Origin of the sequence: Roseinatronobacter monicus, assembly GCF_006716865.1 — a bacterium.
GTDB lineage: Bacteria > Pseudomonadota > Alphaproteobacteria > Rhodobacterales > Rhodobacteraceae > Roseinatronobacter > Roseinatronobacter monicus.
Genome location: NZ_VFPT01000002.1, coordinates 48,554 through 64,644 on the forward strand (window position 1 = coordinate 48,554; position 16,091 = coordinate 64,644).

Genomic DNA, 16,091 nt, shown 5'->3' on the forward strand with positions numbered 1-16,091 from the left:
ATCGGATCAGCCACGCTTGACCCAATGCGCTGCGACGGATCAAATGGACTTATAATTTGAATAACATCACCGGTAGCACCCTGTCAGAGATCGTCCAACAGCCCGACCCGTTCTTGAAGACCTGTGTGTCTGTTGACATCGAGGTCGATCCCAAGACAGCGCGTGTGTTCGACCTGGCCGCTGTCCACTTCTTGAAGGCTGAGCCAATTCGCGGCCAGAAGGGCGGCGTGGAATCCGCGCTGGATAGGCTGGAGGCCGCTCTGGGAGATGCACGGCATCTGATCGGCCACAACATTCTGCGCCATGACCTGCCGCATCTGGCCTCTCTGCGTCCGCGGCTGGCGAAGCTGGCGAAGGCGCCCATTGACACGCTCTGGCTCAATCCGCTCGCTTTTCCGCGCAACCCTTACCACCATCTGGTCAAGCACTACCACGACGGGCGGTTGCTGTCGGGCCATGTCAACGACCCCGAAGCGGATGCGCGTCTTGTCTTTGATGTGCTGAGCAACCAGCTGGGCGCCTTTCGTGCCCTGAATGCGCAGTCACCCGATGCCGTTGCCGCCTATCACTTCCTCACATCGCGTGGGGAAAATGACACCGGCTTCGGCGCGCTGTTTCGGTATGTGCGCGGGGCTGATGTGCCATCCTCCGAGCAGGCGCGGCAAGCGATCAGGCGGCTGCTTGACGGGCAGACCTGTGCCCCGGCGCTCGAAGCAGTTCTGGATGAAATAGCGTCCACCACCATGGGTTGGCCACTCGCCTTTGCGCTGTCATGGATATCTGTTGCAGGCGGCGATTCTGTCATGCCGCCCTGGGTGCGGATGCAGTTTCCGGGTGCCGCGCGCATGGTGAAGCGCCTGCGTGACACGGGCTGCGATGCGCCGGACTGCGCCTGGTGCCGCGAGAAGGGCGACCCGGTCAAAGCGTTGTCGCGGTGGTTCGGCTTTGACGCCTTTCGCCCTGTGCCGGTGGATGCTGACGGGCGCCCCTTGCAGGAACGCATCGTCGACGAGGGGATGCGCGGCAAGAGTATACTTGGCATCCTGCCCACCGGGACGGGGAAATCCGTCTGCTACCAGATCCCGGCGCTGGCCAAGTTTGATCGGACCGGTGCGCTGAGCGTCGTCATCTCGCCGCTTGTCGCCCTGATGGCCGACCAGGTGGCGGGCATGGAGCGCTCGGGTATTTCATCTGCCGTCACGGTGAACGGGATGCTCTCATTGCCCGAGAGGCAGGACGCACTGGAAAAGGTGCGCATGGGCGAGGCGGCGATGCTGCTGATCTCACCCGAGCAGTTGCGCAGCGTCGGTGTGCGATCCGTGCTCTCGCAGCGCGAGATCGGCCTCTGGGTGCTGGACGAGGCGCATTGCGTCTCGAAATGGGGGCATGATTTCAGGCCCGACTATCGCTACATCGCGCGGTTCATCAAGGAAACCGCAGGCGATGCGGCCCCCGCCCCCGTGATCTGTCTGACCGCGACTGCGAAGCCCGAGGTCGTGCGCGATATCCGTGACCATTTCCAGCAGCGGCTCGGGATGGAGCTGTTGTTGCTAGACGGGGGTGCATCTCGGACAAATCTGAGATTCGAGGTGCGTGAAACGGGGAAGCGCACCAAGCTGGCTGACATTCTTGAGGTCATCGAACAGCGCTTGCCGCCAGAGGGCGTCTCTGGCGCCGTGGTCTATTGCGCGACACGCAAGGCGACCGAGGATGTGGCGCAGTTCCTGCAAGGGCAGGGCCTTTCGGCGGAACGCTACCATGCCGGGCTGACGCCCGACGAGAAGAAGACCATTCAGGAAAGGTTCCGGATCGGTGAGTTACGGGTGATCGCGGCGACCAATGCGTTCGGGATGGGGATCGACAAGCCGGATATCCGGCTGGTCGTGCATGGCGACATTCCCGGCTCGCTCGAGAACTACCTGCAGGAGGCAGGCCGCGCCGGTCGCGACCGGGACCATGCAAATTGCGTTCTTCTGTTTGCGGCCGATGATGTTGAACGACAGTTCCAGCTTTCTGCGCGCTCGCGCCTCGCCCGGCACGAGATCGGTGCCATCCTGAAGGCTGTGCGGCGCATGGATGCGAGGTCGCGCAGCACAGGCACTGTGGTTGCGACCGCAGGTGAAATCGTGCGCAACGAGCAGGATCGCGAGTTTCAGCGTGAAAGCGCCACGGATGATACGCGGGTCAAGACAGCGCTGTCCTGGCTGGAAGAAGCGAAACTGCTGACCCGAGAGGAAAACCGCGTGCAGGTTTTCCCGTCCTCACTGCGGGTGCGCAGCATCGATGAGGCCAAGGTTCTGCTGGACAAGGCGCAGATCACGGGCATGCGGCGCACACAGTTGATGGACATAGTCCGCCACTTGATCAACGCGCCGCCCGATGAGGGTATCTCCACGGACGAGTTGACCGGGATCAGCGGGCTGACCGGTGGACAGCTGACCAAGGCGCTGGCCGATCTTGAATCGCTGGGGATTGCGCGCAACGACACTGCTGTGACTGTGTTTGTGCATAATTCCGTGCAGGACAGTTCGGTCAATCGGTTAGGGGTGGCCACACGGCTTGAAAGTGACCTGATCGCGCTCATGCGGGAGGAGGCACCTGACGCCGACGATCACGCGACCACACCGTTGAACTTACAACTGGCCAGCCAGAAACTGCGCGACGGCGGGCATAGCCATGTACGCCCCGATATCGTTGAGAAGCTTTTGCGCGGCATGGCACGCGATGGCCGGGATCTTGATGGTGGAAAGGGCAATCTGCGCCTGCGCAAACCGTCGCGGCATACGCTCTCGGTGGCGTTGCAACGGTCATGGCGGGTGATCGAACAGTCAGCTGCCCTGCGCCAGCAAGCAGGGGAAGCGTTGGTCGGGCATCTTCTGGGGCGTTTGGAGAAAGGTCAGCGCGGCAAGGATTTGCAGGTCGAAACCACGCTGGGCGACCTGCTCGCAAGCCTGTCCGGCGATGCGTTTCTGCGCGGACAGGTCAAGGAAATGACGCGGCTGATGGATCGCGCGCTCATGTGGCTCCACGAACAAGATGTCGTAACGCTGGGCAAGGGTTTGACCGTGTTTCGGCCTGCAATGACAGTGCAGCTTGCACCCGGTAAGGCGCGGTTTGTAGACGAAGATTTCGCGCCCCTGCTCGAGCATTACGAGGAACAGACTGTCCAGACCCATGTCATGGCCGCTTATGCTGAAACAGGGCTGAATTCCATGCCCGATGCGATGCGCCTGTCAGAGGATTACTTCACTCTCGATCAACAGGCCTTCATGGGCCGCTGGATGAAAGGCAGAAGCACAGAGGTCAAGCGCCAGACAACCGGCAAGTCATGGGCCGCCGTTGTCGAGGCATTGGGCAACCCGGTTCAACAGAAGATCGTGGCCGACAAACGAGATAGCACCAATGTGCTAGTCCTGGCCGGGCCGGGGTCGGGCAAGACGCGGGTGCTGGTGCATCGCATCGCCTATCTGATTCGGGTCCGGCGTGAGGATCCGCGCAGCATACTTGTGCTCAGCTATAACCGTCACGCCGCAGTCGAAATCCGGGCGCGGCTCAGGCATCTCGTGGGCGACGAGGCTTACGGCGTGACGGTGTCCACCTGCCATGCGCTGGCTATGCGGCTTGTGGGCGCGAGCTTCGCGGGTACGCGTGCTGAGAGCGATGATTTCAAGAACGTCGTTGCAGAAGCCGTGCGCCAGTTGAACGGCGAGGGTCTGAGCAAGACCGAGGCCGAAGCCCAGCGCGAGACGCTGATTCAGGGCTATCGGTGGATCCTTGTGGATGAGTATCAGGATGTTGGGCCCCAGGAGTATGCGCTGATAGCAGCAGTAGCCGGGCGGACGATTGAGGATGAAGACCTTCGGCTGAGCCTTTTTGCTGTCGGGGACGACGATCAGAACATCTATGCCTTTTCCGGGGCGTCGATCCGCTACATTCGTCAGTTTGAACAGGATTACCGGGCGAAGCCGGAATACCTGGTCGAGAACTACCGGTCGACCCGGCATATCATCGAAGCGTCGAATATCGTGATCTCCAGGGCCGCAGGCCGGATGAAGCTGGGCCATGATATCACGATCGACCGCAAGCGCCGTCGTGACCCGGGAGGTGGCGTGATGGCACAACCCGATCCGGTCGGGCAGGGGCGTGTTCAACTGCTGCATTGCCCGCCGGGTGACCGGGCGCAGGCTGTAGCAGCGATCGGCGAGTTGCAGCGTCTGGCCGCGCTGGAAGAGGGGTGGAACTGGTCGCGCACGGCGATCATCGCGCGCAACTGGCGGCAGCTGGTCCCGGGGCGCGCCTATGCCGAGGCGCAGGGCATCCCGGTCGAAATGGCCAATGAAAACACGCCGAGTCTCTGGCGCATGCGAGAAATGCGCCTGTTCATCGAGGCGATTTGTCGTGACCGGACCCGCCTGCTGAACGTGACCGATCTGTTGGAGATTGCGAATACACTGCCGCGCAACCGTTGGTCTGATCTGGTGGCCGAGGGCATTGCCGCGCTCGCGCAGGAGATCGGAGTGGGCGCGGCATCGGTTCCCGGCCTGATCGAATGGTTTGGCGAATGGGCGCGCGATGCGCGAGGCGAACAGCGCGGGCTGCTTTTGATGACGGCACACCGCGCCAAGGGTCTCGAATTCGATGATGTGGTGATCCTGAACGGCGGATGGGACCACCCATCAGATAACGAGGATGTCGACGCGCCCCGACGGCTTTTTTATGTTGCGATGACCCGCGCCCGCCGTAGCCTTGCTGTGATGACGCAAGGCGGGCATGCCTTTGTTCCTGCCAATGGGGTCAACATCCTGCGGCGCGAAGCAGCGGTTCTGGACCTGCGCGATCTGCCGCCGGAACGGCACTATATCCTGCCCGAGCTTGGACAGGTGTTCATTGATTGGGCCGGGCGATTGCCTGCGCGCGACCGCAGTGTCCAAGCGATCGAGCAAGTGCAGGTCGGTGCCCCTGTGACCATCTCGCAAATGCACGGGCGCTGGTTTGTGACGGACAGACAGGGGCGGCGATTGTCTGCAATGCGGGGTGATTGGGCTGTGCCATCAGGACGACGGATCGTTTCTGCTCGGGTCGGAGCAATAGTGACGCGCCACGCGCATGAGAGTGGCGAGGAACATCGCACAAAGCTCAACCGAGAACTTTGGGAAGTCGTTTTACCCGAGATTGTACTGGAGTAAACAACATTGCCTCAAAGGTATTCTTTGCCTCGGAATTTGTTTTGATGCGAGCTATGCTGATTTCATGAATTTCGCGTTCTACGACCTTGAAACAACCGGCATCTCACCCGCTGTCGCGTTGCCGTTAAATCGGCTCTGCCTCACTTTGTGTGGCGCAACTATCCTGAAACTGGAAAATTCAGGAGGGATAGTCGTGAGTTCGAAGAAGCACTGGTCGCCCGGGAGCGATGTTGCCGTTCAAAGCGTTGAGCGAAGTGAATCCGGCGGGTGGATTGTATCTGGCGTCTTGGCACCCAACGGCATTTGCCCAGACTGTGGATTGCATTCACGACGACGTCACGGCTGGCGGCGTCGGCGACTGCAGGATTATCCCGCCCATGGAGATGGGGTTACGGTTGATCTCGCGGTTTGCCGTTGGCGATGTTTGGCGTCCGCTTGCCCGGAGTCATTTCTACCAAAGAATCTCACGGACCAACCTTCACTATTTTAGGGCCTTAGGCCATGGCACAGCCGGACAGCGCCAGGATAGCCGCTACGGGTCATATTTTCACTGACATCATTGGGTCCTTTTTAGATGTATTCTGCGGGCGACAAAGTCAGTGATGCTGACGTACTTAATACTGATTACAGACTGTTCAGATGTAGAGCAGGGAAACGTCCCGATTTACTCAACCCTCTGTGCCGCTTGCTCGATTTTCTCAACGAAAGCGTCCGCGCGAATAAGCCCCGCAACTATGTCATTGCGAAAGACAAAAGCCGGCGTCCCGTTGATCCCCAAGGCAACACCAAGCTGACGGTTTGCACGCAGTTCTGCCGATATATCGGGATTCTGGCCGTGCTCTTTCAACGCCCCAAAGTCGAAACCAAGCTCGTCGATTACGCTTTCAACCAAATCCTCATCTAGCCGTTCGGGATGCAACATCAGAGCTCTGTGATAGCTGACATAGGCTTCATCGCCTTCACTCTGCCTCAATGCCATACCGACCCTTGCAGCCAGTTCAGACGCAGCACCAAGAATGGGAAACTCTTTGAGAACCACGGTAATGTCATCACGGCCATCCAGAGCGCGATCTACCTCACCGAGAGCCTGCTTGCAGAAACCACAAGCGTAATCAAAAAATTCGACCGCAACATAATCACCATTGGGAGACCCAATGCGTGGCGCTTGGCTATTGAACAGTTCAGAGGCGTACTGCTCGATCATCGCCTGCTTAGCCGCTTCCGCCTCTTGTTCTTCCAACTCCTGGATCCTCGCAAAAACCTCCAGAAACACATTCGGGTTATCCAGAAGATAGGCTCTGACCGCCGCTCCAAACTCTTCGGAGTAAGGCTTAGGCTCGGCCTGCGCCGCAGGTCCTACCAATGCGACACAAGCCGCAAAGCAAAAGAATTTTCCGTATTTCATGAACCGCCACCAAAAGTAAGAATTGAAGCGATAAATTCGCTTACGATGCCCTCCACACCTAGCACAAGCAAATTCGATGGGCTACAAAAAGAGAACAAAAAAAGGGCAGGCCATGGCAAATTCCGCAAAAAATCGTTCGACGCAATTCGTTCGCGGCGGACAGACGACCCAGCATTGGGTCAGAATGGCCACGCAGGTTCTGCGCTCGTCGTTGTTCGTGACCCTGGCAGTCTTTATCGTCATTTACGCGGCACTCGTATACCGGAATTACGAAATCAAGCACGTGCGCGAAACCGCCGCTACATGGGTGGCAGACTTTAACATTAAGCTCGGCCGAGGTGACAAGATTGTCAGCTACCTCGACCACAAAAACCATCGCCAGGTTCGCACATCCTCGGAGATCGCAGAAGACCCGCGTCTAAGCGCGCTATCACAACGCTACAACGATAACGCTGTCCGCTTTGCGGTCATAGCAGGTGTGCTGGCCCTGCTTGGGTTCGCAGTCTCCCTGTTTGTATTCATCTTCGTCGGGAACTCCCTGGCACAGAAGGAACATGTTCGAGGTACTCGGCTCATAGACCGCGACGACCTTGTGAAATGGTCGAAGCACAAGTGGAAAACCTATTTCAAGAATTTTGGCCGTGATGCCAAAACAGGGCCCCAATACACAATCGGCGGCATCCCCTTTCCCCCGAACGCAGTCGAAGCACAGACGGGTATTTTCGGGACGGTGGGCGTCGGCAAAACCAACGCCATGAAAGAACTGCTAAAGACGATCCGAGCCAACAATGGACGCGCCATCATCTACGACCGCATGGGCTCGTTGGTGCGCGACTTCTATGATCCCGAAACTGACATCATCATCAACCCTTTTGATGAGCGATCCAAAATCTGGTCGCCCTTTTTCGAGGCCAAAGACCCCGCCGCGATTGCCCAGCTGGCAGAGGTCCTGATACCACAACGCCCTGGCAGCAACGATCCGTTCTGGTCGCAGACAGCGCGGCTTGTCTTCGAATACGCCGCACGCTCTTTGATCAAGCGCAAAACCCAGACCAACGCGCAGCTGCGCCGCGCGATCATGACCATGTCGGCGCAAGAGCTGTCCAACCTGATCGCAGGGACACCAGGTGGCCACTTCTTCGGCGAGCATGTCGAAAAGACCTCCGCCTCGATCCGCGCCAATATGATTGCCGAGCTGCGCTTTTTGGAATTCTTGCGCGATGACGGCGACCCCGTCTCGATCAAGGATTGGGTTATCAGCGACAAGCCCGGCTTTGTGTTCCTAAGCGGGGATGCCGAACATTCGGCCGCCACCCGCAACATCATCAGTGCGTGTCTGGAAGTGGCGGCCAATGCGCTGATGACCTGCGAGGAACAGCGCGACCCTTCGCTGTGGTTTTTCATCGACGAAGTCCCGACGCTCAACAAGCTTCCCTTTCTGACTGCAAAGCTTGCCGAAATCCGGCAATTCGGCGGAGCCTTCGTTCTGGGCTATCAGGTGTTTTCACAGCTCGAAGACATCTATGGAGAGAAAGGCGCCCAAACGATTGCGGGCAATCTCAACAACCGCATCGTCTTCAACACCCCTGATGCGCGCACAGCCAAGCTATTTTCGGAAAGCCTTGGCTTTGAAGATGTCATCGAGCACCGAGAGAACCTCAGCTTTGGTGCGCATGAAACCCGAGACGGTGTCAATGTCGTCAGCCAGCGTGTGGAACGCCCGATCGTCACCGCCTCCGAGATCCAGTCTTTGCCCCAGTTCGAAGCCTATATCCGCTTTGCCTATGACAGCCCGACTGCCCAGATTACTTTCGGGCCAATCGATGTGGAGCCATGCGCGGAGAAATTCATCAAATATACTGGCACCGGCTTTGATCTCGACAGCATGGATGCGAACGCGCCTGTGCCAGAGGGCGAAATGCAATCAATAGCGCAACAAAACGCGCCGGAATTGCTCGACACCATCAAGCAAGAAAATAAGCGTAAGTTTGCGACATGGACACCGCGCGAGCAATTGACGGCATTTGAAGAGTGGTGGGCCGAAGGCCGCAAGCTGCAATTCGATCCCCAACAGATGAAGTTTGTCCCACAGATTGACGCTGAAAAAGACGACTACATGCTCTGGGAGCATTACTATCGACAACGCCTGCATGGCAATGACATGCCAAGTTATGTCGTCCTTACCTATTATGCTGAAGATATGATGAGCAACACGCCCCGCCCGAAAAACAAGCCTCGGGTGCATATCCCTAAATTAAGAGAGATACGCGAATTGGCGAAAAGGGATATTCCGGCATGCGACGACAATGCCGGCGCTCCCCCTGCCTTTCCCTCGAGCGACGCTGAACAGACGGCGGCAAAGCAGCCCAAAAGCCAGCTCAAGGGTGCCGGCGACCGGGCAGATGCCGCCCCGGAACTCGGGGGCATGCGCGATATGATTCAAGCTGCCGCGCCCAGCAAGTAACCCAGCCATTCGAAATTCAAACAGTCCACAAGCAAAGGTGCCTCCTTATGCTGTCAGTCAGCAATGTCTCCGCTGGTGCCGCTGCCAGCGGCTATTACAAAGCCGAAGGGTATTATATCGCGGGCAGTCCCGAAGCCGAGGCGGCCGCCAGCTGGTTTGGCAAAGCCGCCGAAACATTGGCTGAGAAAGGCCAGAGTGTTTTCGGGGGGCGCGTCGATGACCCCACATTCGCCGAAATGCTTGAAGGCCATGCCCCGCCCGCACAGAAGGATATCTCTGGCGCCTGGCGCGAGGGCCAGACCATGGGGCGCTATGTGGATGGAGAACGGCAGCATCGACCCGGCATTGATCTGACGTTCTCGGCGCCGAAGACTGTCTCGATCATGGCACTGGTCGCCGGCGATGAACGTGTCGTGGCCGCGCATGATGCGGCGGTGAAAGAAGCGATGTCGATTGTCGAAACGCGCTTCGTCTATACCCGCCGTGAAGAGAATGGCGAGATCGTCCACAAAAAGGGCGAGATGATCGCGGGGCTGTTTCGCCATGACACGTCGCGCGCGATGGACCCGCAATTGCACACGCATGCCGTGATCCAGAACATGGTTCTCGGATCTGATGGGAAATGGACCGCGCTGACCAACGAAGAGATCTACAACAACAAGATGCTGATTGGCGCGCTCTATCGCAGTGCTTTGGCCGAGAACCTGATCGAGCTTGGCTATGAGGTATCGCGCAACGGCAAACATGCGATCCCCGAAATTTCCGCTGTGCCCGAGCACGCTGTCGCCGCGTGGTCGAAGCGGCGCGAAGAGATTGAACAAGCTCTGTCCGCACGCGGCAAGGAGACACCCGATGCTATCGACAGCGCTCTGGCCACATTGGCCACGCGGCGCAACAAGCAGAGCGGTGTTGATCGTGACGAGTTGAAACAGGCCTGGCTTGATGAAGCCGGGAAGATGGGCTTTGGAAAAGACCAGCTTGATCGGATCGTTCAGGCCGCGTCGCGTGACAAGGCGCTAAGGCTGCCGGGGCAAACGCGAGACGGGCAAGTGATCGAAAGCCCCGATCAGCGTGCGCTGGCTGCCGTCGAATTTGCGATCAAACATATCAGCGAGCGCGATGCGGTTTACTCACGAGACGATATCATCCGCACAGCGCTCGGCCGCAATGGCGCGGCTCCGCTGCCGGCCTTGGAAAAAGCGATCGCCGCGAAGGAGAAGGAAGGCAGGCTTGTACCTGTCGATGTCGAAATTCGCGATCACAAGCATCAAGCAGAATCGTTCCGGCCTGGCGACGGCTTTACCGGGCGGCTGATCGGCCATGGCGAGTTGCCTTATGAATACAAGCCAGGCAACCGCATGAGCTATTACGTCACGATCCAGAACAGCTCGGGAACGCATACCTTGTGGGGTGCGGGCCTGAAGCAGGAAATGCAACGCACGATGTATCGGTCTGGCACAATGGTACATCTGGCCGTGACAGGCTCCCGGGAGGTCACGATCACCGACGACAGTACTGGCGTAACCAGAACAGTGCAGCGCAATCTGTGGTCCGCCAATCAGGTCGATGCCACGCCTGCCCAAGGTAAAGGCTTTGCGACCAAAACGGTGCGAATGTATTCTGACGACACGACGATCGCAAACGAGAAGGCCGTGCTGACAGCGTTTCAGCAAGGCAAGCGGCAGGGTGGCGTTAATCTTCGTGCGAGATATAGTGTCACTGGTGTAGTTAAGGCATCACCGGAAGCATATCTCGAACATACCCTTAGAAAAACCAGTTTGACCGACGGCCAGAAAGAAGCTGTGAAGCTGGGCCTGTCTGAGAAGGGTCGATACGTTGGCGTGCAGGGCTATGCGGGGACGGGCAAAACCTACATGCTGGCCACATTGGCGCGCTATGCCGAGAAATCCGGCTATACGGTTGAAGGCGCCGCGCCCACCAACAAAGCCGCCCAAGAGTTGCAAGAGGCCATTCCCAATGCGAGCACAGTCGCCCGCCGCTTGATGATGATGGAAGACCCGCAAGCCCGCAGGCAGAGCAAGGCAAAAACCATCCTCGTGGTCGATGAGGCTGGCATGATGTCCACGCAAGATATGAAAGCATTGATGACCCACGCCAATAAGGCAGGCTATGCGCGCGTGGTCATGGTGGGCGACATCAAACAGCTCGACGCAGTCGCCGCAGGCAGCCCCTTTGCCCAGCTCCAAAAGGCCGGCATGCCAACGGCTGTCATGGCCGACATCCAACGCCAACGCGACACCCCTGCGCTACACGCCGCGGTTCTGCACTCCATTCGCGGCGAAATCCACCAGGCCTTTACCAAGCTGCAAGGCATTGAGACACCCGACCGCGAGTACAAAGAAAGCGTAGCCGACACTCTCGCCAGAAAATGGCTGGCACATTCGCCGGACGAGCGTGAGCAGACCGGGATCGTTGTGCTGACCAATAGAATGCGCGCTGCGGTCAATACAAAGATCAGAGCAACGCTCAAGGCCGAGGGAGGGTTAGGTCAGCAAGATGTTGAGGCGCGCGGCCTCAGCCCGCTCAATCTCAGTGATGCGGAAAAACGCGACGCCCAAAGCTATACCCGCGGCGATATTATCGTCCCCTTCGCAAAGGCCGGCGTGCTTGAACTCAACAGGCCTTATGTCGTCACTGATACCCACCAGCGCTATAATACGTTGACACTGACCCCCGAGCAGGGCGGTGACGCCGTGACCGTCCGGCTGGGGCATGGCAAGAACATCATCAAAAACACCGCAGCCTATGAGACGGAGCCGCGCGAATTCGCTACGGGTGATAAAGTCAAAGCCACCATCGCCGATAAGGAAACCGGCATCATCAACGGCGCTCGAATGAGCGTCAAAAGGATTGGCAGAGACGAAATCGAGCTGCAAGCGGAGGGCCGGGAGCCTGTCCGGCTGCCCATAGATAGCCCCGCCGCGCGCGGATTGCAGCATATCTACGCGGCCACAGCGCATGATTTCCAGGGTGCTACGGTCAACAATATCCTCGTCGGCATGACGGCAAACGAACGCCTGAGCGACCAGAAATCCTTTTATGTGGACATCTCACGGGCTCGAAATAGCGCGATTCTGGTTACAGATGACCCCGCCAAACTGGCTGACAGGATCGAAAAAAACACCGGTGAGCGCTCAACGGCGCTCGATGCATTGAAGCTCAGGATGGATAATGACGACAAGGATAAGGCGCTTGAGCAAGGCAAACAGCACGATCAGCACAAGCAATACGACATAAGTGGACACACCAAAGACCCCGAATTTGAAAACTTCGCCAAGCAGCTGAAGATCAAACAGGATCGGTTTGACGCCGAATTGCAGCGGATCCAAGACCGCATAAACGATAACCAGAAACAGAAAATCAAGGAAGGTCCCACCAGATGAGAAGTGCCAATGTCGATACTGAGCGCCCTAGAATGGTCCTCGGGGATGACGCGATCGAGCTTGCAAAGTCAGCCGGTGACGCGCAAGCAGGCATCACATCACGGGATTTGGATCGTGGAATTGTTGCGCTCAAGACAGAGCTCAGAGAGACGAAAGCGGCGCTGAAGCAGGCGCAAGACACCCTCTCGGAGCTGTTGCATCGTTTCGACAAAACCGAAGAATTGCGTGTCCGAAGTGACTGTGGCCACCTGATGTTGCATGGTCAAATCCATCGAGAACTGAAGGGAATTCTTGGGTTAGTCGGGCTTTTGGTTTCAGCAAAAAGCTCCGATGAAATGCGCGAAGGTGACTTCGATGCCGCGATGAGAGTGGTCGAGGATCTTGTCGCCGAGACGCGCAACACACTCGCCTTTTGGCGTGCCCGTGAGGGGTTGGAGATGCCCGAATATGACCGCCAGAAGATGCAAGAGGAACATGAGAGACTGCTCGCCGAGGCACGCATGATCAATGCCCGCGCCCTTGCCCAGCAGCAGCAAAAAGAGTCAAGACAGCAGGAAATGGAACGGTGATGCGGCGCGACAACATACTATATATAGTATGTCAGGCTGTGCCATTTTATGGCTTTCGCCAGCCACAAAGTGGCACGGACATCTCGCGGACAAGATAACACTATGAAATATAATCTAAAATATAATATCTCAGCGATATTGGCTTACAATTGTTTAAAAAGCATTGCAAAGCAATGCCTTACCAACGTTTGCAGCTTGCTGCGTCAGGTGTGCTCCCTCTCAGGAGCAAGAAACAATATGTTGATTTGCTCCTCTCGCGCCATAGGCCGCGTCTCGCTCGCCAACGCAGGCGGATGCCTGCTCATTATCTCCCTCACCCTGAGCCCCCAAAAGGGCGAAGCCACTTCCTCGACATGGTCCCAAACCAGCTCACCCTGGAATGCCGCGCGCCCTTCCCCAAATCCACCCGCAACACGCCGGGCCCCGCCAGCAGGATCTTCGTTCCAAACATCGACCATGTCCACATTCGACACCCCGGCCCCGGCAAACCCGCAAAAGGCGCGGTCTTCTATCAACCTCCCCCCAAACGCTTCACAGCTTGCCCAGCTGCGCGCCCTCATCGCAGCCGCCGAAGCCGGATCCGCAGACTATAACGCTGTCCAGTATCAAGCCCGCTTCCTACCCCCCAAAAAACCCACACAGATGACCATCGCCGAAATCTTCGCATGGATTGAGGCAACCCCAGGCCAGCATCACGCAATCGGGCGCTATCAGATCATCCCCGCGACCCTCGCTGGCCTTGTCCGAAATAGCGGCATCAGCAGCACTACTCCCTTCACTCCCGACACACAGGACCTATTCGCCAATATGCTGATCGAAGAGGCCGGATATCATCGCTTCCGTAGAGGCCAGATCAGCCGCGCAGCCTTCATGGATAATCTCGCCGCAATCTGGGCCGGCTTCCCCCTGCCCAACGGCCAAAGCCGCTATCAAGGCATTGCAGGCAACAAGGCCACAATCACAAGAGAAGCCTTCGAGAATGCAATGGAAAAGATATTCCCCACGCAGCAGGCCCAAAATACCCCTGAAAGCCCCTCAGCTCCCCACTGAGGGGCCAGGTCTCCCCCGCAGGGCTGCGCCTCCTGCAGCGCCCCAATAGTTACCCTCTATCGCGCCTGAAGAAACCACGCGCGCACAGATAGGCACCGCCAGCCCCCCGAATGCCCCCGCAGAGCGCAGAAGGCGCGCTCACACTGCCAGGTCGCGCAAAATCGCACCTGGACACAAGGCAGAGCAGAAGGGCGCGCTCAGCGGTCCGTTTTGGCAGCCGTCCAATCACCCAACAAACCAACCCTCCGACGTTCCTATGCTCCGACGTTCCTATGCTCCGACGTTCCAATGCTCCAACGGCCCTATCTTCCATGGGTTCAACTATCCGACTGCCCAATGTTCCAACGGACCGACACTCCAATTGCCCAATCTACCTACTGTCCAACGGCCCATCCCCCCCACTCTCCACTGTTCCGACCTTTCAACTAACCAATAACCCAATGGTCCTATCTTCCTATCATCCAATCCACCGACGTACCGATTTTCCACAGGTCCAATCCTCCTATGTCCTTATGCTCCGACGTCCCGCCTTTCCGATATTCCGAGTCTCCAATGCTCCATTTGTACAATCTTCCAATCTTCCGACTTTCCAATTGACTTGCCCGCCAAGACAGCCCTATCTCCCCACATACATAGAGACAGGGACACATAACCCCATGAAATTGATAACCGCCTACAGCCACAAAGGCGGAACAGGCAAAACGACCGCCCTTATGATGCTCGCCTCGGCTATAGATGCACAGGGCAAATCCGCGCTCTTGATTGACAGCGACCCCCACCAATCATTTGCAGCCTACCGAAACCACAGTGTTTGCGCACTAACGCGAGCGTGGAGCGAACGCTTTGATGTGGTTTACTATCCCTATGACAAAGTTGATGCTTTGACGCTTGAAGGCAATCTTCTCAACGCCAATGATACCGGCAGGTATGATTACTGCCTGATCAACCTCCCGGGTGTCGATCACCCTTTCAACCGCTGCGCCTTACAATACGCGGAGGTTACTCTCATTCCTTTTGCCCCATCCGCCCTGGATTTGATGGAAGTGCCCCCCGCCTTGGACGTGATCCGCCAGCTCTCCAAAGAGGGAAGGGTGGGCGAAGCCAGAGTTTTATTTACGCGCATGAAATCTGAGACCAGGCGAACAGCAGCCAATAACAGGGATATTGACGCCGTTCTTCAAAACTTCCCGGTGCTTCAGACGCAAATCAAAGACACTGCCATCATCGCGGATCTTGTCATGCGCGGCCTACTTGGGCGAACGCTGGCTTATTATGAGGATCATGCTGTCGGCTTGGAAAAGGCTGAAATCCCCAGGTTAAAGACAGCGCTACAAGATTGCCGCGATCTACTTACCGAGATCAATGCTATAATCGATGAGGCGGAAAAATGATCAACAAAGGTTTACGCGCGCGCAGCCCCCTGGATTTCAAAAAACCGGACCCTGAAGCCGAAACGGTCAGCCACGCGGCATCTCCAGCCGATCCTGTACGGCCGATCGCACCGGCCTCTTCTTCGCCGCGCCCCTCCGAAACCCAAGTGCCCCCCCAAAAGCCACCCCTCCCGAAAAGCCCCGCGCAGACCGATAAACCCGGCCTGTCACGACGCGTCGATTTGAGGCTCGACATTGACGCAGATGTCTTGGCGACATTTGAGGCCCAAGTTGCGGATATGCCCGCAAAGCTGCGCAAGCACGTCAAAGCGACGATCGCGAAATCCTTTGCAAAAACCATCAAGGCTGACTGGAAACCTAACACAGGAAAGTCTCGCAACCAGCGTCCTTACCGCATCGTTTTAAGCTTGAGCGCAGACGTGATAGACCAAATCCTCCACACGCATCGCAATCATTCCCTCGAACCGGAGACGCTTGTTCTGACCCGATACTTATCTCCAAAGTTCAGTGATTACATCAAGCTGTCACAGCGAGCCGAATGACCGCCGCGCAGCGGCTCAGGCGCTGAAAGCGCCGGTCTGTCGAGGGGCGGGGGGGGTTCCACCCGGCCCCGCGACAGACA

General features: G+C 57.6%; 9 protein-coding genes. 8 read left to right on the forward strand and 1 reads right to left on the reverse strand.

Annotated features, from left to right (window positions below):
• Positions 1-125: 125 nt before the first annotated feature.
• A complete protein-coding gene (locus tag BD293_RS18200; RefSeq protein WP_211841086.1) occupies positions 126-5,186 on the forward strand; it encodes a RecQ family ATP-dependent DNA helicase in 5,061 nt (1,686 codons plus the stop codon).
• 64 nt (positions 5,187-5,250) lie between these two features.
• A complete protein-coding gene (locus BD293_RS23595; protein WP_170207211.1) occupies positions 5,251-5,676 on the forward strand; it encodes a transposase family protein in 426 nt (141 codons plus the stop codon).
• Positions 5,677-5,850: 174 nt separating this feature from the next.
• Here BD293_RS23595 and BD293_RS18210 read toward each other — a convergent pair whose 3' ends face one another.
• A complete protein-coding gene (locus BD293_RS18210) occupies positions 5,851-6,591 on the reverse strand; it encodes a DsbA family protein (protein WP_142084805.1) in 741 nt (246 codons plus the stop codon).
• A 76-nt stretch (positions 6,592-6,667) separates the two neighbouring features.
• Here BD293_RS18210 and BD293_RS18215 point away from each other — a divergent pair, with 76 nt between their 5' ends.
• From BD293_RS18215 to BD293_RS18240, 6 genes are all read left to right on the forward strand, one after another.
• Positions 6,668-9,055, forward strand: coding sequence for a type IV secretion system DNA-binding domain-containing protein (locus tag BD293_RS18215; protein WP_246086386.1), 2,388 nt, complete (start codon positions 6,668-6,670; stop codon positions 9,053-9,055).
• A gap of 47 nt (positions 9,056-9,102) precedes the next feature.
• Complete coding sequence (gene mobF, locus BD293_RS18220) at positions 9,103-12,459, forward strand: MobF family relaxase (protein ID WP_142084806.1); 3,357 nt, start codon at positions 9,103-9,105, stop codon at positions 12,457-12,459.
• Positions 12,456-13,028, forward strand: coding sequence for a hypothetical protein (locus BD293_RS18225; RefSeq protein WP_142084808.1), 573 nt, complete (start codon positions 12,456-12,458; stop codon positions 13,026-13,028). The genes mobF and BD293_RS18225 overlap by 4 nt, the downstream gene beginning before the upstream one ends.
• Before the next feature lie 102 nt (positions 13,029-13,130).
• The gene (locus tag BD293_RS18230; RefSeq protein WP_142084810.1) at positions 13,131-14,078 is read left to right on the forward strand and encodes a lysozyme family protein; all 948 of its coding nucleotides are present in this window, start codon (positions 13,131-13,133) and stop codon (positions 14,076-14,078) included.
• Positions 14,079-14,734: 656 nt separating this feature from the next.
• Positions 14,735-15,469 (forward strand): ParA family protein, encoded by a 735-nt coding sequence (locus tag BD293_RS18235; RefSeq protein ID WP_142084811.1) that lies wholly within the window; start codon positions 14,735-14,737, stop codon positions 15,467-15,469.
• Positions 15,466-16,011, forward strand: coding sequence for a hypothetical protein (locus BD293_RS18240; protein ID WP_142084813.1), 546 nt, complete (start codon positions 15,466-15,468; stop codon positions 16,009-16,011). Before BD293_RS18235 ends, BD293_RS18240 begins: the two co-directional genes overlap by 4 nt.
• The last annotated feature ends 80 nt before the right edge of the window (positions 16,012-16,091 follow it).